This window comes from Streptomyces sp. Inha503, from assembly GCF_047215865.1.
In the GTDB taxonomy this organism is placed as follows: Bacteria; Actinomycetota; Actinomycetes; order Streptomycetales; family Streptomycetaceae; genus Streptomyces; species Streptomyces lycopersici.
In genome coordinates this window covers 3,769,562-3,788,526 of record NZ_CP178360.1, presented here as the reverse complement: position 1 = coordinate 3,788,526, position 18,965 = coordinate 3,769,562, and the positions used below count along the sequence as shown (strand labels likewise).

The following is an 18,965-nucleotide window of genomic DNA, read 5'->3' as shown; positions in this document are numbered from 1 at the left end:
CCCGGCTGCCCCCGTATGCTACAAGTTGCGCTGCGGGCCTGTGCGCCTCGGACGGAGCAGGCCGCGCTCGCATCTGTTGTATGTCCCCTCGGTTGTCGAGGCGCTCGGGTTTTTCGATACCTGAAATCGGAAAGATTCAGCGTCTCCAAGGCTGTCCGGCTTCGGCAGTGCGATAAGGGTCCTCGGCGTAGCAGTACCTACGACTTCATGTCCGTACCGGAGCCCTTTTCCACATGACGAGCAGCACCGAGGCAACCCGCACCACCCCGCAGGTGGCGGTCAACGACATCGGTTCCGAGGAAGCCTTCCTCGCCGCGATCGACGAGACGATCAAGTACTTCAACGACGGCGACATCGTCGACGGCGTCATCGTGAAGGTCGACCGGGACGAGGTCCTGCTCGACATTGGATACAAGACCGAAGGCGTCATCCCCTCTCGCGAACTGTCGATCAAGCACGACGTCGACCCCAATGAGGTCGTCGCCGTCGGCGACGAGATCGAGGCCCTCGTCCTCCAGAAGGAGGACAAGGAAGGCCGACTGATCCTCTCGAAGAAGCGCGCCCAGTACGAGCGCGCCTGGGGCACCATCGAGAAGATCAAGGAAGAGGACGGGATCGTCACCGGTACCGTCATCGAGGTCGTCAAGGGTGGTCTCATCCTCGACATCGGCCTCCGGGGCTTCCTCCCCGCGTCCCTGGTGGAGATGCGCCGCGTCCGCGATCTGCAACCCTACGTGGGCAAGGAGCTCGAGGCGAAGATCATCGAGCTCGACAAGAACCGCAACAACGTGGTCCTGTCCCGCCGCGCCTGGCTGGAGCAGACCCAGAGCGAGGTCCGCCAGACCTTCCTCACCACCCTCCAGAAGGGCCAGGTGCGCTCCGGCGTCGTCTCCTCCATCGTCAACTTCGGTGCGTTCGTGGACCTGGGCGGCGTCGACGGTCTCGTCCACGTCTCGGAGCTGTCCTGGAAGCACATCGACCACCCCTCCGAGGTCGTCGAGGTCGGCCAGGAGGTCACGGTCGAGGTCCTGGACGTCGACATGGACCGCGAGCGCGTCTCCCTGTCGCTCAAGGCGACCCAGGAGGACCCGTGGCAGCAGTTCGCCCGGACCCACCAGATCGGTCAGGTCGTCCCGGGTAAGGTCACCAAGCTCGTGCCGTTCGGTGCGTTCGTCCGCGTGGACGAGGGCATCGAGGGCCTGGTCCACATCTCCGAGCTGGCCGAGCGCCACGTGGAGATCCCGGAGCAGGTCGTCCAGGTCAACGACGAGATCTTCGTCAAGGTCATCGACATCGACCTCGAGCGCCGCCGCATCAGCCTCTCGCTGAAGCAGGCCAACGAGTCCTTCGGTGCCGACCCGTCCGCGGTCGAGTTCGACCCGACCCTGTACGGCATGGCCGCGTCCTACGACGACCAGGGCAACTACATCTACCCCGAGGGCTTCGACCCCGAGGCCAACGACTGGCTCGAGGGCTACGAGAAGCAGCGCGAGGAGTGGGAGCGCCAGTACGCCGAGGCGCAGCAGCGCTTCGAGCAGCACCAGGCGCAGGTCATCAAGTCCCGCGAGGCCGACGAGCAGGCCGCTGCCGAGGCGGGCAACGCCGCCCCGGCGCCCGGCGGGCAGGCGGCCGGCGGCGGTGGCGGTTCGTACTCCTCGGAGTCGGCCGACAACTCCGGCGCCCTGGCCTCGGACGAGGCGCTGGCCGCGCTTCGCGAGAAGCTGGCCGGTGGCCAGAGCTGACCAGCCGCCGCTAGTCGGCACCAGCTGAGCAGGTAAGGCCCGCTCCCCCTGGGGAGCGGGCCTTACGCATGCCCATGGCGCCGCACACTGACCGAAACGGATTCCACGGTCACGCCCCGGGCGCCGTCGATCCTGATGCCCTCCTTGCCGCCGTCGACCGTGATCCCCCTGACGGTCCAGTACGAGGCGCCGTTCAGCCGCAGCCCATAGCCGCCGCTCGCGGTGAGGACCGCCTTCGGGGAGCCGGTGAGGGTGATCCGCGAGCCGGAGGTGCCGGAGGCGGTGATCTCGAAGCTGCCGTGGTACCTGCCGTCGGCGAGCCGGATCGTATCGCCGGGCCGGGCCCCGGCGAGGGCCTCCCTGAGCCCGTCCGCGTCATCGACGGAGATCGGGACGGCGGTGGCGGGGGCCTCCCGCCCGGTCGTGCCCGCCGCCATCAGCCCGCCGGTGGCGATCAGTCCGGTGGCGAGGGCGGTGAGGAGGGTGCGTAATCGGGTGGGTGTGCGGCCGGGGGAGTGCATAGGAGGCTGCCTTCCTGTGCCGTGGCCAGAGGTGAACACGCTGGGTTCGGGACAGTGAACGCCGAATGACATGATGAACCGCTGACGGCTGGCGAAGATAGGCGTGCCGCATATGCGCGTCAACCCCGCGACGTGCGCCGACGTCGAGATCGGGCCGCTCCCGCTCGCCCCGGTGGGCCATGGGGAGGTCGCCCAAGTGGGCCCCTCGGAGACGGGGTTCAGGGCCGCTCGGCCATCGAAGGTCCCGCCCGGGGAATGCCCCCGCCCCCGTTCGGTGTTCTTCGGTGCGAACACGAGGAGGAGCGGTCACAGTGCATGATCCGCAGGAGTTGTACGCATGGGAACCGAGCGGGCTGGCGGAGGTCGACGCGATAGCCTCGCGGGACTCGGCCGGGCTGGTGCTGCTGTACCACTTCGACGGCTATATCGACGCCGGCGAGACCGGGGACCAGATCGTGGAGCGGCTGCTCGACGGTCTGCCCCGCAAGGTGGTCGCGCGTTTCGACCATGACCGGCTGGTGGACTACCGGGCCCGGCGCCCGCTGCTGACCTTCCAGCGCGACCGGTGGACGGCGTACGAGACCCCGAAGATCGAGCTGCATCTGGTGCGCGACGCGACCGCGGCCCCGTTTCTGCTGCTCAGCGGACCGGAGCCGGATGTGGAGTGGGAGCGGTTCGCGGCGGCCGTGGGCCAGATGGTCGAGCGGCTGGGCGTCAGGCTCGCGGTGAACTTCCACGGCATCCCGATGGGCGTGCCGCACACCCGGCCGGTCGGCATCACCCCGCACGGCAATCGCACCGATCTGATGCCCGGTCACCGGGGCTACTTCGACGAGGCCCAAGTGCCCGGCAGCGCCGAGTCCCTGATCGAGTACCGGCTCGCCGAGGCGGGCCGCGATGTGCTCGGCGTGGCCGCGCATGTGCCGCACTATCTGGCCAGGTCGGCCTATCCGGACGCGGCGCTCACCGCACTGGAGGCCATCACCGCGGCCACCGGTCTGGTGCTGCCGGGGCCGACGCACGCCCTGCGCAACGAGGCCCTGAGGACGCAGGAGGAGATCGAGCGGCAGATCTCGGAGGGCGACGAGGAACTGGTCGCGCTCGTACGGGGCCTGGAGCACCAGTACGACGCGGTGGCCGGGGCCGAGAGCCGCGGCAATCTGGTCGCGGAGCCGGCCGAGCTGCCCTCGGCGGATGAACTGGGCGCGGAGTTCGAACGGTTCCTCGCCGAGCGCGAGGGCGACGGCGGAGCCTGACCGATGACCCCACCGGCGCGCCGTATAGCGTGGGCCCCATGCTGAACCTGGGGCTCACGGGCGGAATCGGCGCGGGCAAGAGCGAGGTCTCACGGATACTGACCTCATTGGGAGCGGTGCTGATCGACTCGGATCGGATCGCTCGCGAGGTGGTCGAGCCGGGCACGCCGGGACTGGCCGCCGTGGTCGCCGAGTTCGGCCCCGAGGTGCTGACCGCCGACGGCCGTCTGGACCGGCCCAGGCTCGGCGGAATCGTCTTCAACGACCCGGAGCGGCTGAGCGCGCTGAACGCGATCATCCATCCGCTGGTCCGGGACCGCTCCGCCGAACTCCAGGCAGTGGCCGCGCCCGACGCCGTGGTCGTCCATGACGTTCCGCTCCTGGCCGAGAACAAGCTGGCGCCGCTCTACGACCTGGTCATGGTCGTGGATGCCACGCCCGAGACCCAGCTGGACCGGTTGGTACGGCTGCGCGGCATGGCCGAGGACGAGGCGCGGGCCCGGATGGCCGCACAGGCCACCCGCGCGGAACGGCTGGCGATCGCCGATGTCGTGATCGACAACAATGGCCCGATCGAGGCGCTGGAGCCGCAGGTCAGAAAGGCCTGGGCGGACCTGGTGCGGCGGGCGGCGGCCGCGGAGGGCTGAGCGGGGGCGCGGTGCGTACCGGGGCCGAGCGGGGCCACGGCGCGCGGAGCGGCCGGAGCCGAGCCGGAGCGCGGTGCGTGCCGGGGCCGAGCCGGGGCGCGGTGCGTGCCGGGGCCGAGCCGGAGCGCGGTGCGTGCCGGGGCCGAGCCGGGGCGCGGTGCGGAGCGTGCGGCGGCCCGTGGCGGGGAATGCGGCGTGCGGGGTGATTGTTGTGCACCCCGTAGCGACGAACGATCATCCGTGACGGTTCATCCCATCCCCTCACTCCATCCACCGCCTCACCACCGAGTACGTACCCGGGGAAGGAAACGGCTGTGCCCGAGCCCACGCCCGAGACCCACGTCATCGACTTCCGCGCCGCCGAGCACCTGCTCGCCGCCCGAGATCCACGGGGCGCCGTCAAGCTGCTCGACTCGGTCATCAGCGCCCACCCCGAGAACACGGCGGCCCGGCTGCTCAGGGCGCGCGCGTTCTTCGGGGCGGCCCAGCTGCGCTCGGCGGAGCTGGAGTTCCAGCTCGTCCTGGAGCGTGAGCCGGACAACGCCTTCGCCCACTTCGCCCTGGCCCGCACCCTGGAGCGGGCCAACCGCCCGGCCGAGGCCACCCGTCACTTCCGGCTGGCCGCGGCGCTCGATCCGCGCCCGGACTTCGTGGAGGCGGCCCGGTTCGGCGAGAAGGGCGGCCGGGACGGATAAGCGGGGCGCGGGCTGAGCCGCGGCGCTCGCCGGGGCCCGCGTGCCGCCGTACGCGCGGGCCGGGGCGCGGCGGGCGCCTGGGCTCCGGTCAGCGCCAGAGGGCGAAGCCACCGAGGACCACCGCGCCCAGCAGCACCACCCCGCCGAGGCCGAGTGCCACTCCGCGCTGACGTGCGAAGTCGTACGGGTCGGCCTCCGGTCCCCGCCGGGTCTCCCGCCGCCCGTACGGCTCTCCGCTCCCGGAGAGCATCAGCCCGAGCGCACAGAGCGCGATGCCGATCGCCAGCACCCCCATGACGGCCCCCCTGTCGCGGCAGGTACTCAGCTGGTACTGGGCAGTATCCCCCGGAACGCGGTGCTCCCCGCCGTCGATATCCCGTCACCGCCGGAGCGCCGCGACGCCGCCCTTACGGTGCCCACGCTTCAGCGGCGCCGCCCTTACGGAGTCCTTCGCCGCCCGCGGCTCCGCCTGCGCTCGGCGACCGGCGCGTACGGCGGCACATCCCGGCCCGGCTGATAGTGCGGCCCCTGCCGGATGTGCCGGATGACCAGGACGAGGTCGATCAGCGTGACGACCGCGAGCGCCCCGCACGCCGCCGCCCACCCCGGCCGCCCCGCGGTCGCGAAGGCCACCGCGCCGCCGAGTGTCCAGAGCAGCCCCCACGTGGCCAGCCCCAGCCGCATCCGCAGCGGACTGCGCGCGTGGATCGGCTCATCGCCCGTTCGGATCAGCCGCATCGGCATGGCACCGCATCTCCCGTTTTCGGCTGCTTCCTTACACTTTCCGCCCTCTCGAATCTACCGCCGAGGGACGCCCACCGACACCTGAGATCATGTCGTGTGCATCCATACGGGACGGCATGGGACCAGGACGATGAGGAGCTGCCAGTGATCCGCCAGTCATGGGACGAAACGGCCGCCAAGCGGGCCCGCATCCGCGGCTGCCTGCTGGGCGGTGCGATCGGCGACGCCCTCGGCAATCCCATCGAGTTCCTGTCCCTGCGGTCGATCCGCGAGACCCACGGCGCCGCGGGCGTCACCACCCTCGTCCCGGACGGCAGCGGAGTCGTGGGCCGGGTCACCGATGACACCCAGATGACACTCTTCACGGCCGAGGGCCTGATACGGGCCCACGCCAGAACCTCGTCCAAGGGCCTCGAAGGGTCCGAGACCGCCGTCGTCCGCCATGCCTATCTGCGCTGGCTGGACACCCAGAACCACCCCGGGCCGCCGCCCGCCGAGGGCACCGGGGACCTAGTCCGCTCCGGCTGGCTGCGCACCCAGCCCTGGCTGTACGCCCGCCGCGCCCCCGGCAACGCCTGCCTCTCCGGCCTCGCCGCGAAACACGTCCCCGCCTCGCGAGCCCCCCTCGACGGCACCCCCGGCCCGGTGAACACCGGCTCCAAGGGCTGCGGCACCGTGATGCGCTCGGCGCCGTTCGGCCTCACCGGGCTCGACCCCCGCGACTGCTTCGAACTCGCCGCCCGCTGCGCCCAGATCACCCATGGCCATCCGACGGGCTACTACGCGGCCGGTGCCCTGGCCGCCATGATCGCCTGCCTGCTCGACGGCGAGTCCCTGGAGGGCGCGACCCTGCGCACCCTGGAACTCCTCGCCCGCTACCCCGGCCACGAGGAGACCACCGCCGCCCTCCGTAAGGCGGTCGACCTGGCGGCCGAGGGCGATCCGACGCCCGAGAAGGCCGAATCGCTCGGCGGCGGCTGGGTCGCCGAGGAGGCGCTGGCCATCGCGGTCTACAGCGCCCTGGCCCGCACCCCGGCCCAGCAGATCCTGTACGGCCCCGGCGGCAAGATCAGCTATGACCCGGCGCCCCCGCGCACCCCCGTCCAGGCGGCCCTGCTGCTCTCCGTCAACCACTCGGGCGACAGCGACTCGACGGGCTCGATCTGCGGCAACATCCTCGGCGCCCACCACGGCGACCTCCGCCTCCCGCCGTCCTGGCTGTCCCTCACCGAGGGCCGCGGCACGATCGCCGAACTCGCCGACGACTTCGCCTCCGAGTTCCACCGTTCGGTGGAGCTGTACGAGCCCTACGACGACGTGGTCTTCCCCCGCGACCGCTACCCGCTCAGCTGACCGCCCCCGGGCTCGGACCGCCCCCTGGGCTCAGACCGCTCCGGAGCCGTCCGTACGGCCGCGCCGGAACCGGCGCCGCAGCTTCTGGAGGAAGAGGAAGCGCTCGCGCTTCTCGCGGGTGCTCCGGTCGAGCTCTTCCATGAGCCGCTTGGAGCGCTGCTCCATGTCGAGTTCGTCGAGGACGCGGTCGATCTCCGCCAGCAGGGCACCGTGCAGCTGCCACTGACGGGGGTGCTCCTGGACGCGGCGCAGCAGGAGGTCGGCGCCGCGGTCACGGCTGGCGTGGGCCTTGACGAGCTCGCTGGAGAGGCGGGATTCGGCCTCCTCGGCGTTGGCGCTGACCTGGGTGGTGACCAGGATGGCGAAGCTCTCGACGGCGGCGGCGAGATGGATGAAGAGGTCCTTAAGGGCGTCAGCCACGTCCGGGGGGAAGAGGGGTTCATCCGTCCGCTCCCTGGCGAGGTCGGTCAGGGTGCGGGACATGACGCGCAGGATGACGGTGCAGATCTCCAGCGTGTCCAGGCCGGTGCGGAGCACCACGCGATAGAGAAGGCCCTCCTTGACGCGGGGGTTGAGCCGCACACTGTCCTCCGCCTGCCGGAGGGCCGCGTCGACCTGGGAGATGTCGTGGTCGAGGCGGCGGGCCTCGTAGAGCCGGGCGGCGGCGCGGTCGACGGCGATCTGACTGCCCAGCTCCTCGCCGATGTGCAGCAGCAGCTGACGCATCCGGCGGGCCAGGTCCTCGATGGACTTGCCGGCCGTCTCGACCCACACCGGAGGGGCGAGGAAGAAGTTGAAGGCCATCCCGACACCGGCCCCGATGAGGGTCTCCAGCACCCGGTCCCAGGCGTAGGTGGTCACCTGCGCCACGCCCAGGACCAGCATGGCGCTGATCGCCACCTCCTGGACCCAGTCGCCCACGCGCGTGAGGTATCCGGCGGTCTGGGCGGCGAGGATGATCAGGCACAGACTCCACCAGGTCAGCCCCACCAGCACGCTGAAGGCGACGGCGATCAGGACGCCCACGACCACGGCCTCGACCCTGCGGAGGCTCCTGGTGAGGGTCGCGTACAGGGTGACCTGGACGACGAGGAGGGCGGTCAGCGGCGCGGTGAGCGGGGCGGGTTCCTTGCTGAGCTCGAGGGCGACGACGTAGGCGATGGTCGCGGCCGCGGTGGAGCGCACGGTCTGGACGACGACCGGATCATGGCGCCGTTTGACGAGCTCCGCCAGTGGGTCGAGAACATCGGGCACGTACATGCCCCTTCCACGCCGAGGGGGCCGCCATGTCATCGGGTTTCGCGGACGGGTTAACGTGTCGGGCGTGATCAGCCCATTCAACGGAACGCAGGGGACGGGGGACGGCGCGGCGCTTCCCGGAAGCACCGGCCCGGCCGCCACCGTCGAGGCTCATCCGCGCCAGGTCGGGCGGGTACGGACCAGTTACGCACCCGATCCGGACGGGGATCCGGACCCCGGCGAGATCGTGTGGACATGGGTGCCGTACGAGGAGAACGACGGCCGGGGCAAGGACCGGCCGGTGCTGGTGGTCGCGCGGGAGCGGGCCGGGACGCTGCTCGCCGTGCAGCTGTCGAGCAAGCGGCACGACGGCGACCGCGAGTGGGTGCCGATCGGCTCCGGGCCGTGGGACCGCGCCGGGCGGGAGTCATGGGTCGATGTGGACCGGGTGCTGAGGGTGCACCCGGACGGGATGCGGCGCGAGGCGTGCGCGCTCGACCGGGCGCACTTCGACCTGGTCGTGCTGCGGCTGCGGCAGCGGTACGGCTGGAGCTGAGCGCGGCTCGGCGCTTCCCCGGCCGACGCCGAGGAGGCGTCTCAGCCGTCGGCCAGCGCCAGCAGCTTGGTGACGGTGTTCCAGTTGCGGGCGGTGGCCGGCACCCCCAGCCGGGCGTTGGTGACCTTCGCCGCCAGCTTGGAGCGGCCGACCCCGTCCGGGCAGCGCAGGAAGATCTCGCGGCCGATGAGGCGGAACGCGTCCGGGGCGTAGGCGGCCGGATCCAGCGCGTCCAGCGCGGCCGTGTCCGCGGGCACGGCCGCCAGGAAGACCACATGCAGGGTCTTGGGCTCGGCCGCGGCCTCCGGATAGGGATTGGCCTCGATCGCCGCGGCCAGCTCGTCGCGCGTACGGACCATGACGTCCACGGGAAAGCCGAGACCGGCGGCGAAGTGGTCCTCGAGGGTACGGGCCGTCCGCTCGGGCGGGGTGCCGGGGTCGGCGAAGACGATATTGCCAGTCTGGAGGTGGACGGTGACGTCCTCGAAGCCCAGCTCGGCCATCAGCTCACGCTGCCGCGCCATGGGGAACTTCCTGTTCCCGCCCACATTGATGCCGCGGAGCAGCGCTATCTGAGATGTCATGGCCGGAGGGTACCGCTCCCGGAGCCCCTGGCCCCTGGCCCCTGGCCCCTGGCCCCTGGCCCCGGGCTCTTGGCCTGTGGCCTCTGGCCCCCGGAGCCCGCAGCCCCCGGGCCCACGGCATGATGGGGGCGTGCGGCTCGAAGCGATCACCTGGGAACGGCTGACCGACGCGACCGCCGACCGTATCGCCGGGCTGACGGCGGCGGACGGCAGCCCCTGGCTGAGAGTGGCCGTCGACGGGGCTCCGGCGGCGCCCACCGGCGAGCTGGCGCGGGATCTGGCGGAGACGCTGCGCGTCCTCGGCCGGCCGGCGCTGGTGGTCGCGGCGGCGGGGTTCTGGCGGCCCGCCTCGCTGCGGTACGAGTACGGGAAGCGGGACCCCGACGCGTACTACGACCGCTGGCTGGACACCGGCGCCCTGTGGCGCGAGGTCTTCGATCCGCTGGAACCGGGGCCGGGCGGCACCGGGCGGGTGCTGCCCGACTTGTGGGATCCGGAGACCGACCGGGCCACGCGCAGCCCGTACGCCGAACTCGCGCCGGGCGGGGTGCTGTTGCTGTACGGCGCGCTGCTGCTGGGGCACTGGTTCCCGTTCGACCTCTCGGTGCATCTGCGGCTGTCCCCGGCGGCCCTCGCCCGCCGCACCGACGAGGGCGACCGCTGGACCCTGCCCGCCTTCGCGCGCTACGAGGACGAGGTGGGGCCCGGTGAGGCGGCGGATGTGGTGGTGCGGATGGACGACCCCCGGCATCCGGCCTGGCACCGCCCGGAGTCGTAGCCGGGTACGTTTCGAGGCGGTGCGCAGGGGGTTATGTCCGGGTTGGCGCGCGGGGGTCACTTCTTGGTCGGCGGGCATTCCTTCCAGGCGAAGTGATAGGTGGTGCTCACATCGCCGTCCGTCGAGTCCATGGCGATGAAGCTGGTCGTTTCCTGGGTGTTGGACGTTCCGGCGTTGACCCGCAGCTCGGTGTTGATGTTGAAGTTGCGGAGTTCACCGCAGGGCGACCACACCACAGTGGCGATATCGGATACGTCGGTGGCCTGCCAGTTGTCGTCGTAGGCGCCGTTGTAGCTATGCGTGTTCGACGAGGTCTGCGACTGCCCCTGGAAGTAGTACGAGGCTTTCTGCGTGGCGGACGCGCCCTTTTCCAGATGGGCGAAACCACGGTAGTCGACACTGGCGATGGCGTAGGAGAATCCCTGTGGCACATGCGTGACCAGACTCAGCTGACAGTTCTTTCTGAAGTCCGTCGGCTTGGATCCCTTGCCCACCTGCGCGAGATACTCGCTGTAGGTCACGGTGAAGGCAGTGTTGTCCGGGGAGACGGCGATCGCCGCGGTGCCCGCCGGGCAGCCCGACCCATTGACGGTCGCGACGGTGATCACGATCTTGTCGGGCGGCACGGTGTCGAACGGGGGTTGTGCATATGCCTGGGAAGTGAGCGTGGAGGCGAATAACGCCGCGACCACGCCGCCTGCGTACAGAACACCGGGCATGATTCTCCATTCGATGGTGGATTTACCGGGCTACCGGACGGCGGAAGGGCATTCCTTCCAGGCGAGGTGGTAAACCGTGTTGACCCCGCCGTCCGTCGAGTCCATGGCCATGAAGCTGGTGGTGCCCGCAGGAGAGGTGCCGGCGTTGACCCGCAGCTCGGTGTTGACGTTGAAGTTGCGGTCCTGGCCGCAGGGGGCCCACACCAGGGCGCTGTAGTCGGTGCTGTCGGTGGTCTGCCAGTTGTCGTTGTACGGACCGCTGAAGTCATGGGTCCGTGACGCGGTGTCCGACGAGCCCTGGAAGTAGTAGCTCGCCTTCTCGGTTCCCTTGGCGCCCTTTTCGAGGTAGCCATAGCCCCGGTAGTCGACCTGGGCGATGGCGTAGGTGAACCCCTGCGGCACATGCACGCCCAGGCTGAGCTGGCAGTTCTTACGGATGTCGGTCGGGTCCGCGCCGGGCCCGACCTGGGCGAGATAGTCGCTGTAGGTCACGGTGAACGCCGAGTTGTCGGCGGCGACGGCCACGGCGGTGGTGCCCTTGGGGCAGCCGGAGCCGTTCACCGTCTTGACGCTTATCTGGATCTTTTCCGGCGGCCCATCAGGGGCCGAGGAAACACCCTGGGTGGAAAGGACCGAGGCGAATAGTGCCGCGGCCGCGCCGCCCGCGAGTAGAACACCGGACATGGCTCTCCAATTCGATCACTTGTGGGGACGTAGTTGAGCGATGAATTTCCGATGAGCGGGAAGAGCGAGGAAGGGCGGGGAAGAGCGGGGAAGAGCGGGGGTGCGGGACGTTCGGGAAGTACCGGCGGAGCGGGTGGCACGCGCGATCGGTGGAGCGGGAAGAGCTGAAGAGCGGAAGAGCGTTATCGCGCGGTACGGTTCGTACGGCCGAACGCAATGCGAGCCCCATGCCCGGCTGGTGACGGAAAGCCAGGGCGATGGGCGCTCTTAAGATAAGGGCGATAGACAAGCACCACAAGACGGCCGCGGAATTCCGGAACAAGATATTTCCGTCCGGCCGGGAAGAACGATTCAGAAGAGCGGTTGCGGAAGAACGCCTTCCAGTGCCAGCAGGATGCGCTTGGTCTCCAGCCCGCCGCCGAAGCCACCGATGCCCCCGCCGCTCTCCACCACTCGGTGGCACGGCACCACGACCGGCAGCGGATTGCTCCCCATGGCCATGCCGACGGCGCGGGCCGCGCCCGGCTCACCCACCCGGTCGGCGAGGTTCTGATAGCCGACGACCGTGCCATAGGGCACATGGGCGGCCAGTTCGCGCAGCACCCGGCGGTTGAAGCCGGTGCTCAGGGACCAGTCCAGGGAGAGGGTGAACACTTTGCTGTCCCCGGCGAAATAGCTCTCCAGCTGCCGTATCGCCTCGGCGAGATGCCCGGCGCGGCGAGGTGTGCCGGACGGGGCGGTCGAGGTGCCGGGGGCCGTGGGCGGCACCGCGGTGGGCTCGGTGCCGAGGCGGCGGGTGAGCCTGGCGACGGCCTCGGCCGCCGTCTTCTCCTCCGCGTGGAAGACCACCTGGGCCAGCCCCTCGTCGGTGGCCGCGAGCAGCAGCGGGCCGATGGGCGTGGCCAGGACCGCCCAGGCCCAGGCGCGCGCGTCCGGCCCCTCCGGGCGCTCCGGCGGGTCCGGCTGTGTCTGCCGCTCTGCGATCGTCACGCCCTCAGCGTAGAACCCCCCACCGACAGCGCCACCAAAAGCGACGTCCACAGCGCCGTCCCACAGCGCCCCGCCGGCCGGCCGGCGGGGCGCCTCGTCAGGGGGAGCCGTGGCTCACGAGGCGTCGTCGAGGGCGTCCCGGATCACATCGGGCTTGTTGGTGATGATGCCGTTCACGCCCATGGCCGCGACCGAGACCGCCGTCGGGCCGTCGTTGACGGTCCAGGTGTAGACCTCCAGCGGCTTGCCATGCGCCCCGTCCACCGACCGCACCGCGGACACATAGCCGGCGTCGATGGTCGTGTAGCTGGGGTTGATCTGGTCGGAGAACTCGGCGTACTCCGGCAGGTCGGCGACGGCCGGGGTGCCCAGGAAGCCGGTCTTGACGTCCGGCCGCAGCCGGTGGACCGCCCGCACGGAGTCGGCGCTGAAGCTCTGGACGATCAGCCGGCGCTTGTGCCGGTGGTCCAGCCAGCCCTCTCTTCGCAGTTCCCGCAGCGTCTGGCGCTCGATCCCCGGATAGAGCTCGGGAGCCTTGAGCTCCAGCAGGAGCTTTTGGTGGTTGTCCGAAACCCGGTCCATGTACTCCTCCAGGGTGGGCACTCCCTCGCCCTGGAACTCGGGGCCGAACCAGCTTCCGGCGTCCAGCTTCTCGATCTCGTCGAGGGTGAAGTCGGAGATCTTCCAGGGCGCGCGGTCCGGGAAGACCTGCTCGACGTCGGTGGTCCGGCTCAGCGTGGTGTCGTGCATGACGATCAGCTCGCCGTCCCTGGTGCGCTGGACGTCGTTCTCCACCCAGTCGATGCCCAGGTCGTCGGCGGCGTCGACGGCGGCCAGGGTGTTCTCGGGGGCGTACGCGGAGGCACCGCGATGGGCCACGGTGACCGTGTGGTGGTGCGTCGTCCGGCCGGTGGCCTGGGCCGTGGCCGTGGGGAGGAAGAGCGCGGACATCCCGATGAGCGCGCCGGTTAACGCGGCGGCCGGGCGGATCTGCATACGGACTCCTCGCATCGTCTGGTTCTCGTCCGACTCATGGACGGGCAGAGGGTCCCAGATGGGCGGCAGTGGAGGATAGATGCCGGATGGGCGGAAAATTCGTGCCACGAGCGACATCGTGTGCATGATCATCTGAATCCGGCCAGCGGGCCGGGGGGAGGGTGGCGCGGACGAGTGCTCCGCCGTTGTCAGTGGCGAGTCGTACGGTGGGTCTCATGCGGCCCGTAACTCAGCTCGAACGCAAGGTGGCGCCCTTCGAGGTCGTCAGCCCCTATCAGCCCAGCGGTGACCAGCCCACCGCCATCGCCGACCTCGACCGGCGCGTCCGCGCGGGGGAGAGGGACGTCGTGCTGCTCGGCGCGACCGGCACCGGCAAGTCCGCGACCACCGCGTGGATGATCGAGAAACTTCAGCGGCCCACCCTGGTCATGGCTCCGAACAAGACGCTGGCCGCCCAGCTGGCCAATGAGTTCCGCGAGCTGCTGCCGAACAACGCGGTCGAGTACTTCGTCTCGTACTACGACTACTACCAGCCGGAGGCGTACGTCCCGCAGTCGGACACCTATATCGAGAAGGACTCCTCGATCAACGAGGAGGTGGAGCGGCTGCGCCACTCGGCGACGAACTCGCTGCTCACCCGGCGTGACGTGGTCGTGGTGGCCTCCGTCTCCTGCATCTACGGCCTCGGTACGCCGCAGGAGTACGTGGACCGTATGGTGCCGCTCAAGGTCGGCGAGGAGATCGACCGCGATCAGCTGCTGCGTCGCTTTGTCGATATTCAGTACAACCGCAATGACATGGCGTTCACCCGGGGCACCTTCCGGGTCCGCGGCGACACCATCGAGATCTTCCCGGTCTACGAGGAGCTCGCGGTCCGCATCGAGATGTTCGGCGATGAGATCGAGGCGCTGTCCACGCTCCATCCGCTCACCGGCGAAGTGATCAGCGATGACCAGGAGCTGTATGTGTTCCCGGCCACCCACTATGTGGCCGGGCCCGAGCGCATGGAGAAGGCCATCGCCGGGATCGAGGCCGAGCTCGCCGAGACGCTGGCCCGGATGGAGAAGCAGGGCAAGCTGCTGGAGGCCCAGCGGCTGCGGATGCGCACCACCTACGACATCGAGATGATGCGGCAGATCGGCACCTGCTCCGGCATCGAGAACTACTCGCTGCACATCGACGGCCGTGAGACCGGCTCCCCGCCGCACACCCTGCTGGACTACTTCCCGGAGGACTTCCTCCTGGTCATCGACGAGTCGCATGTCACGGTGCCGCAGATCGGCGCGATGTACGAGGGCGACGCCTCCCGGAAGCGGACCCTGATCGAGCACGGCTTCCGGCTGCCCTCCGCACTGGACAACCGCCCGCTGAAGTGGGAGGAGTTCCTGGAGCGCGTCGGCCAGACGGTCTATCTCTCGGCCACCCCGGGGACGTACGAGATGTCCCGCGGCGACGGCTTCGTGGAGCAGATCATCCGCCCGACCGGCCTGGTCGACCCGGAGGTCGTCGTCAAGCCGACCGAGGGCCAGATCGACGATCTCATCCATGAGATCCGCACCCGCACCGAGAAGGACGAGCGCGTCCTGGTCACCACCCTCACCAAGAAGATGGCCGAGGACCTCACCGACTACATGCTCGAGCTGGGCATCCAGGTGCGCTATCTGCACAGCGATGTGGACACCCTGCGCCGGGTGGAGCTGCTGCGCGAGCTGCGCGCCGGTGAGTTCGACGTACTGGTGGGCATCAACCTGCTGCGGGAGGGCCTCGACCTTCCGGAGGTCTCGCTGGTCGCCATCCTCGACGCCGACAAGGAGGGCTTCCTGCGCTCGGGCACCTCGCTGATCCAGACCATCGGCCGTGCCGCCCGTAACGTCTCGGGTCAGGTGCATATGTACGCCGACAAGGTCACCCCGGCGATGGCGAAGGCCATCGACGAGACCAACCGTCGCCGCGAGAAGCAGGTCGCGTTCAACAAGGCCAACAAGATCGATCCGCAGCCGCTGCGGAAGAAGATCAACGACATCGTGGCCCAGATCGCCCGCGAGGACGTCGACACCGAGGAGCTGCTCGGCACCGGCTACCGCAAGGCGAAGGACGGCAAGGGCGCGAAGGCGGCCGAGCCGACGGCCGGCGGCAAGGCGGCCAAGGGCGGCAAGGCCAAGGCCGCCAAGGGCAAGGCCAAGGAGGCCGTGCTGACCGACCGGCCCGCGGCCGAGCTCGCCGAGCAGATCGAGGAGATGACCGACCGCATGCGGGCCGCGGCGGCGGAGCTCCAGTTCGAGGTGGCGGCCCGACTGCGCGACGAGGTCTCGGAGTTGAAGAAGGAGCTGCGGCAGATGAGGGAGGCCGGAGTTTCCTGATCACCGGGCGCCCCGGGTCCTCACCGGGGCGCCCGCGGGTTCCCTGTGTTGCAAGACCGACACAAAAGTCCGCTCGTCCGGCCGGAGCCCTGGCCACAGTGCATAGGGTTTTCGGAAGGGCCGTGCGTACGGCGCGGTCACGGCCGCACACCCGCGGCGGCCACGGGGAATCGAGAGATGAGAGTAGGGACAGCGCGTGACGGTCAACATGTCCAAGGGACAGGCCATCAGCCTGCAAAAGGCCGACGGGGGCACCCTGACCGCGGTGCGGATGGGGCTGGGCTGGCAGGCGGCGCCCCGCCGCGGGCTGTTCGGCTCCCGTACGCGGGAGATCGACCTCGACGCGTCGGCCGTCCTCTTCGCCGACAAGCAGCCGACCGACGTCGTCTTCTTCCGCCACCTGGTCAGCGACGACGGCTCGGTCCGCCACACCGGTGACAACCTCGTGGGCGGCGCCGGACAGGGCGGCGACGACGAGGCGATCCTGGTCGACCTCCAGCGGGTGCCCGTCCACATCGACCAGATCGTCTTCACGGTGAACTCCTTCACCGGCCAGACCTTCGCCGAGGTGCAGAACGCGTTCTGCCGGCTGGTGGACGAGACCAACGGCCAGGAGCTCGCCCGCTACACCCTCACCGGCGGCGGGCAGTACACCGCCCAGATCATGGCCACGGTCCAGCGCGCGGGCAGCTCCTGGCAGATGAAGGCGGTCGGCGAGCCGGCCAACGGCCGCACCTTCCAGGACCTGATGCCGCACATCCTGCCGCATCTGTAAAGGTGTACCGCGTCTGTAGAGGCGTACGGCATCTGTAGAGGCGTACCGCCCAGGTGAGCGCGTCGGCCCGGTTGAGCAGAGCTCGCCGGGCCGACGCGCTCACCGCACCACCGCATCACCACACAACACGTACGGCACACAGCGGAACACAACGAGGGGACGCAGCCATGACGGCCGAGCTGGTCCGAGGGCAGAACCACCCGCTGCCCCAGACCCGTTTGGAGATCCGGATCTCTGCGGGCAATCCGATCGTGGCCGGGGCGACACTCGGCGATGAGCGGGGCACGGTGCACGGCGCCGAATGGGTCGCGCATCCCGCCTCGCCCCAGCTGGCCGGGATAGAGGTGCCCAAACAGGCGGCGGCCGACCACCGGCTCGCCGTGGACCTCGACGCGATGCCCGAGCACATCCACCGGGTCACCGTGCTGCTCGCGCTGCCGACCGGCGTCGGCGGACCGGCCCGGTTCGGCGCCATGGCCGCGCCGTTCGTCGCCGTCACCGGCCTCGACGGCACCGAGATCGCCAGCTACACCATCACCGATCTGGACTCGGAGTCCGCGGTGTCGGCCCTGGAGCTCTACCGCAGGCAGGGCGCCTGGAAGGTGCGCGCCATCGGCCAGGGGTACGCGGGCGGGCTGGCCGCCATGCTGCACGACCAGGGGCTGGAGCAGGGCACCGACCTCGCGGCGCGGATCAACGAGGCGGTGGCCCGCGGCATGGCCCGCTCGGTCGCCCAGCCCCCGCCCCGCCCGGACGGCGACGGCCGGGTGCGCACGGCCGCCGCGGGCGGCGCCACCGACCCGGCCCCCGCCCCGCCGCAGACCCCACCGCAGCAGCCGCAGGGCACGCCCGCGGCCGGAGGGTCCATCGACTACCAGCACCCGGGCCGTCGTACGGCCGCGCTGCCCACACCCCCGCCCGTGGCGCCGCCCGCCGCGCCCGGGCAGCCCGCCCAGCCGGTCGCGGGCGACGCCTCCGGCTGGTCCATGGACGAGCGGCTCTACAACCAGGTCTGGGGCATGTTCGAGGACCTGGCCCGGACGACCGCGGCCTACCGCAGCGCGGTGGACTTCGCCGAGTCCCGCATGGAGCAGGAGCTGGACCGGGTGCTCTCCGACCCGCGCACCCGGGTGGGCCCGGCCGCCGACTCCGCGCGCGCCGAGGCGCGCGCCAAGCAGACCGACCTCGTCGAGCAGGCCCGGATCGCCCTCGACCGCGATGTGGCGCAGCTCATCGCCGAGGCCGAGGTGGTGGAGCCCGCGCTGCCGTACGCGTACGCCCGCTGGGACAGCCCGGTGTGGCAGGCGTACCAGGTGCCGATGGAGGTGCCGATGGCCCTGCGCCTGGGCGATCTGCACCTTCCGGAGCGCGCCGATCTGCGCATCCCGATGCTGGTGCGGCTGCCGCTGGAGCGGGGGCTGTGGATCGACGCCGGGCGTTCGGGCTCGTTCGACGGGCCGGCCGACTCCGGTGAGCTGCGCAGGCTGGCGGCGGACGCCGCGGTGGCGATCGCGGCGCGGATGCTGGCCGTCTATCCGGCCGGGGAGTTCGCGGTGCATGTGATCGACCCGGCGGGTTCGGCCGCGGGTTCTTTCGCGCCGCTGGTGGGGGCGGGTGTGCTGGCCGAGCCGCCGGCGGCCGGGGCCCAGGGGGTCTCGGCGGTGCTCGCCGCGCTGACCCAGCGTGTCGACCTGGTGCAGATGGCGATCCGCAGCCAGGCCACGGACGCGCTGCCGCCGGATCTGGACACCGCCGAGCAGCTGCTGATCGTCCATGACTTCCCGCACGGCTTCGACGACCGGGCCGTCACCCAGCTGCGCTATCTGGCGGACGAGGGGCCCTCGGTGGGCGTGCATCTGATGATGGTCGCCGACCGTGAGGACGCGCGGGCCTACGGTCCGGTGCTGGACCCGCTGTGGCGGTCGCTGCTGCGGCTCACGCCGGTTGCCGACGACCACCTCGCCGACCCCTGGGTGGGCCACGCGTGGACGTACGAGCCGCCGATGGTGCCGCCGGGCAGCCGGGTGCTGGACCAGGTGCTGGGGGAGGTGGGGAGGGCCGTGCGGGCTCTGAGGGCGGCGCGGGCCCGCCAGTCCTATGGCGGCTGACCAGGGCTGACTCTGCTCTGACCAGGGCTTTTGCCCTTCTCTTTACTCTCCCATGGGGATTCCTGTACTCTCTTTTGCGCGGAGGGGAGTACTCCTTAGCGGTGTTCCCGTCACCACGGATTCCGTCCGGCACCAGGAGGCCGGACGGAATCCCGGGACACCGGTCCAGGGCGCGGTCCATGGGCGGAAGAGACCTCCGGCAGCGACGACGCTGAGAC

Annotated in this window: 19 protein-coding genes; 10 read left to right on the top strand and 9 right to left on the bottom strand. The window is 70.5% G+C overall.

Annotation, left to right across the window (positions count from 1 at the left end; translation table 11 throughout):
- The first annotated feature begins 233 nt into the window (after positions 1–233).
- Positions 234–1,742, top strand: a complete 1,509-nt coding sequence (gene rpsA, locus ACJX2R_RS15575; RefSeq protein WP_413100593.1) for a 30S ribosomal protein S1 — start codon at positions 234–236, stop codon at positions 1,740–1,742.
- A 62-nt stretch (positions 1,743–1,804) separates the two neighbouring features.
- On the opposite strand, the gene ACJX2R_RS15570 is transcribed toward rpsA, so the two are convergent.
- Positions 1,805–2,263, bottom strand: coding sequence for a hypothetical protein (locus ACJX2R_RS15570; protein WP_413100592.1), 459 nt, complete (start codon positions 2,261–2,263; stop codon positions 1,805–1,807).
- 311 nt (positions 2,264–2,574) lie between these two features.
- On the opposite strand from ACJX2R_RS15570, the gene ACJX2R_RS15565 reads away from it, so the two are divergent.
- From ACJX2R_RS15565 to ACJX2R_RS15555, 3 genes are all read left to right on the top strand, one after another.
- Positions 2,575–3,519 carry a PAC2 family protein gene (locus tag ACJX2R_RS15565; protein ID WP_262704738.1) on the top strand — a complete coding sequence of 315 codons (945 nt, stop codon included), beginning with the start codon at positions 2,575–2,577 and terminating at the stop codon, positions 3,517–3,519.
- Positions 3,520–3,557: 38 nt separating this feature from the next.
- The gene (gene coaE, locus ACJX2R_RS15560; RefSeq protein ID WP_262704739.1) at positions 3,558–4,166 is read left to right on the top strand and encodes a dephospho-CoA kinase; all 609 of its coding nucleotides are present in this window, start codon (positions 3,558–3,560) and stop codon (positions 4,164–4,166) included.
- 314 nt (positions 4,167–4,480) lie between these two features.
- Complete coding sequence (locus ACJX2R_RS15555; RefSeq protein WP_044577125.1) at positions 4,481–4,861, top strand: tetratricopeptide repeat protein; 381 nt, start codon at positions 4,481–4,483, stop codon at positions 4,859–4,861.
- Positions 4,862–4,949: 88 nt separating this feature from the next.
- Here ACJX2R_RS15555 and ACJX2R_RS15550 read toward each other — a convergent pair whose 3' ends face one another.
- Both ACJX2R_RS15550 and ACJX2R_RS15545 read right to left on the bottom strand, forming a co-directional pair.
- A complete protein-coding gene (locus ACJX2R_RS15550) occupies positions 4,950–5,156 on the bottom strand; it encodes a hypothetical protein (RefSeq protein WP_413100591.1) in 207 nt (68 codons plus the stop codon).
- 143 nt (positions 5,157–5,299) lie between these two features.
- Positions 5,300–5,605: a DUF6343 family protein gene (locus ACJX2R_RS15545; protein ID WP_413100590.1), complete on the bottom strand. Its 306-nt coding sequence runs from the start codon at positions 5,603–5,605 to the stop codon at positions 5,300–5,302.
- Positions 5,606–5,749: 144 nt separating this feature from the next.
- Here ACJX2R_RS15545 and ACJX2R_RS15540 point away from each other — a divergent pair, with 144 nt between their 5' ends.
- Positions 5,750–6,958: an ADP-ribosylglycohydrolase family protein gene (locus tag ACJX2R_RS15540; RefSeq protein WP_413100589.1), complete on the top strand. Its 1,209-nt coding sequence runs from the start codon at positions 5,750–5,752 to the stop codon at positions 6,956–6,958.
- A gap of 30 nt (positions 6,959–6,988) precedes the next feature.
- Here ACJX2R_RS15540 and ACJX2R_RS15535 read toward each other — a convergent pair whose 3' ends face one another.
- Entirely contained in the window at positions 6,989–8,218 is a 1,230-nt protein-coding gene (locus ACJX2R_RS15535) for an FUSC family protein (RefSeq protein ID WP_413100588.1), read from the bottom strand.
- A 64-nt stretch (positions 8,219–8,282) separates the two neighbouring features.
- Between ACJX2R_RS15535 and ACJX2R_RS15530 the strand changes: the two genes are divergently transcribed.
- Positions 8,283–8,753: a type II toxin-antitoxin system PemK/MazF family toxin gene (locus ACJX2R_RS15530; RefSeq protein ID WP_413100587.1), complete on the top strand. Its 471-nt coding sequence runs from the start codon at positions 8,283–8,285 to the stop codon at positions 8,751–8,753.
- Between the two features lie 41 nt (positions 8,754–8,794).
- Here the strand turns inward: ACJX2R_RS15530 and ACJX2R_RS15525 are convergent, their stop codons facing one another.
- The gene (locus ACJX2R_RS15525) at positions 8,795–9,337 is read right to left on the bottom strand and encodes a DUF1697 domain-containing protein (RefSeq protein WP_413100586.1); all 543 of its coding nucleotides are present in this window, start codon (positions 9,335–9,337) and stop codon (positions 8,795–8,797) included.
- 130 nt (positions 9,338–9,467) lie between these two features.
- Here ACJX2R_RS15525 and ACJX2R_RS15520 point away from each other — a divergent pair, with 130 nt between their 5' ends.
- Positions 9,468–10,115 carry a uridine kinase gene (locus tag ACJX2R_RS15520; RefSeq protein WP_413100585.1) on the top strand — a complete coding sequence of 216 codons (648 nt, stop codon included), beginning with the start codon at positions 9,468–9,470 and terminating at the stop codon, positions 10,113–10,115.
- A gap of 56 nt (positions 10,116–10,171) precedes the next feature.
- Here ACJX2R_RS15520 and ACJX2R_RS15515 read toward each other — a convergent pair whose 3' ends face one another.
- The 4 genes from ACJX2R_RS15515 to ACJX2R_RS15500 all read right to left on the bottom strand — a co-directional run bounded on the left by ACJX2R_RS15515 (position 10,172) and on the right by ACJX2R_RS15500 (position 13,504).
- Positions 10,172–10,834 carry a DUF4360 domain-containing protein gene (locus tag ACJX2R_RS15515; RefSeq protein ID WP_044577138.1) on the bottom strand — a complete coding sequence of 221 codons (663 nt, stop codon included), beginning with the start codon at positions 10,832–10,834 and terminating at the stop codon, positions 10,172–10,174.
- A 30-nt stretch (positions 10,835–10,864) separates the two neighbouring features.
- Positions 10,865–11,518: a DUF4360 domain-containing protein gene (locus ACJX2R_RS15510; protein ID WP_262702728.1), complete on the bottom strand. Its 654-nt coding sequence runs from the start codon at positions 11,516–11,518 to the stop codon at positions 10,865–10,867.
- A 351-nt stretch (positions 11,519–11,869) separates the two neighbouring features.
- A complete protein-coding gene (locus ACJX2R_RS15505) occupies positions 11,870–12,508 on the bottom strand; it encodes a methylated-DNA--[protein]-cysteine S-methyltransferase (RefSeq protein WP_413100584.1) in 639 nt (212 codons plus the stop codon).
- Between the two features lie 114 nt (positions 12,509–12,622).
- Positions 12,623–13,504 carry a glycerophosphodiester phosphodiesterase gene (locus tag ACJX2R_RS15500; protein ID WP_413100583.1) on the bottom strand — a complete coding sequence of 294 codons (882 nt, stop codon included), beginning with the start codon at positions 13,502–13,504 and terminating at the stop codon, positions 12,623–12,625.
- A 215-nt stretch (positions 13,505–13,719) separates the two neighbouring features.
- Here ACJX2R_RS15500 and uvrB point away from each other — a divergent pair, with 215 nt between their 5' ends.
- The 3 genes from uvrB (at position 13,720) to ACJX2R_RS15485 (ending at position 18,747) form a co-directional block, all read left to right on the top strand.
- A complete protein-coding gene (gene uvrB, locus ACJX2R_RS15495; protein ID WP_413100582.1) occupies positions 13,720–15,864 on the top strand; it encodes an excinuclease ABC subunit UvrB in 2,145 nt (714 codons plus the stop codon).
- Positions 15,865–16,060: 196 nt separating this feature from the next.
- The gene (locus ACJX2R_RS15490) at positions 16,061–16,639 is read left to right on the top strand and encodes a TerD family protein (RefSeq protein ID WP_020872192.1); all 579 of its coding nucleotides are present in this window, start codon (positions 16,061–16,063) and stop codon (positions 16,637–16,639) included.
- 167 nt (positions 16,640–16,806) lie between these two features.
- Positions 16,807–18,747, top strand: a complete 1,941-nt coding sequence (locus tag ACJX2R_RS15485) for a TerD family protein (RefSeq protein ID WP_413100581.1) — start codon at positions 16,807–16,809, stop codon at positions 18,745–18,747.
- Positions 18,748–18,965 lie beyond the last annotated feature (218 nt).

Bases quoted from the DNA above. Each gene is read 5' to 3' on its own strand.
- rpsA (WP_413100593.1), top strand. From the start codon at position 234: ATGACGAGCAGCACCGAGGCAACCCGCACCACCCCGCAGGTGGCGGTC.
- ACJX2R_RS15570 (WP_413100592.1), bottom strand. From the start codon at position 2,263: ATGCACTCCCCCGGCCGCACACCCACCCGATTACGCACCCTCCTCACC.
- coaE (WP_262704739.1), top strand. From the start codon at position 3,558: ATGCTGAACCTGGGGCTCACGGGCGGAATCGGCGCGGGCAAGAGCGAG.
- ACJX2R_RS15550 (WP_413100591.1), bottom strand. From the start codon at position 5,156: ATGGGGGTGCTGGCGATCGGCATCGCGCTCTGTGCGCTCGGGCTGATG.
- ACJX2R_RS15545 (WP_413100590.1), bottom strand. From the start codon at position 5,605: ATGCCGATGCGGCTGATCCGAACGGGCGATGAGCCGATCCACGCGCGC.
- ACJX2R_RS15535 (WP_413100588.1), bottom strand. From the start codon at position 8,218: ATGTACGTGCCCGATGTTCTCGACCCACTGGCGGAGCTCGTCAAACGG.
- ACJX2R_RS15525 (WP_413100586.1), bottom strand. From the start codon at position 9,337: ATGACATCTCAGATAGCGCTGCTCCGCGGCATCAATGTGGGCGGGAAC.
- ACJX2R_RS15515 (WP_044577138.1), bottom strand. From the start codon at position 10,834: ATGCCCGGTGTTCTGTACGCAGGCGGCGTGGTCGCGGCGTTATTCGCC.
- ACJX2R_RS15510 (WP_262702728.1), bottom strand. From the start codon at position 11,518: ATGTCCGGTGTTCTACTCGCGGGCGGCGCGGCCGCGGCACTATTCGCC.
- ACJX2R_RS15500 (WP_413100583.1), bottom strand. From the start codon at position 13,504: ATGCAGATCCGCCCGGCCGCCGCGTTAACCGGCGCGCTCATCGGGATG.
- uvrB (WP_413100582.1), top strand. From the start codon at position 13,720: ATGCGGCCCGTAACTCAGCTCGAACGCAAGGTGGCGCCCTTCGAGGTC.
- ACJX2R_RS15485 (WP_413100581.1), top strand. From the start codon at position 16,807: ATGACGGCCGAGCTGGTCCGAGGGCAGAACCACCCGCTGCCCCAGACC.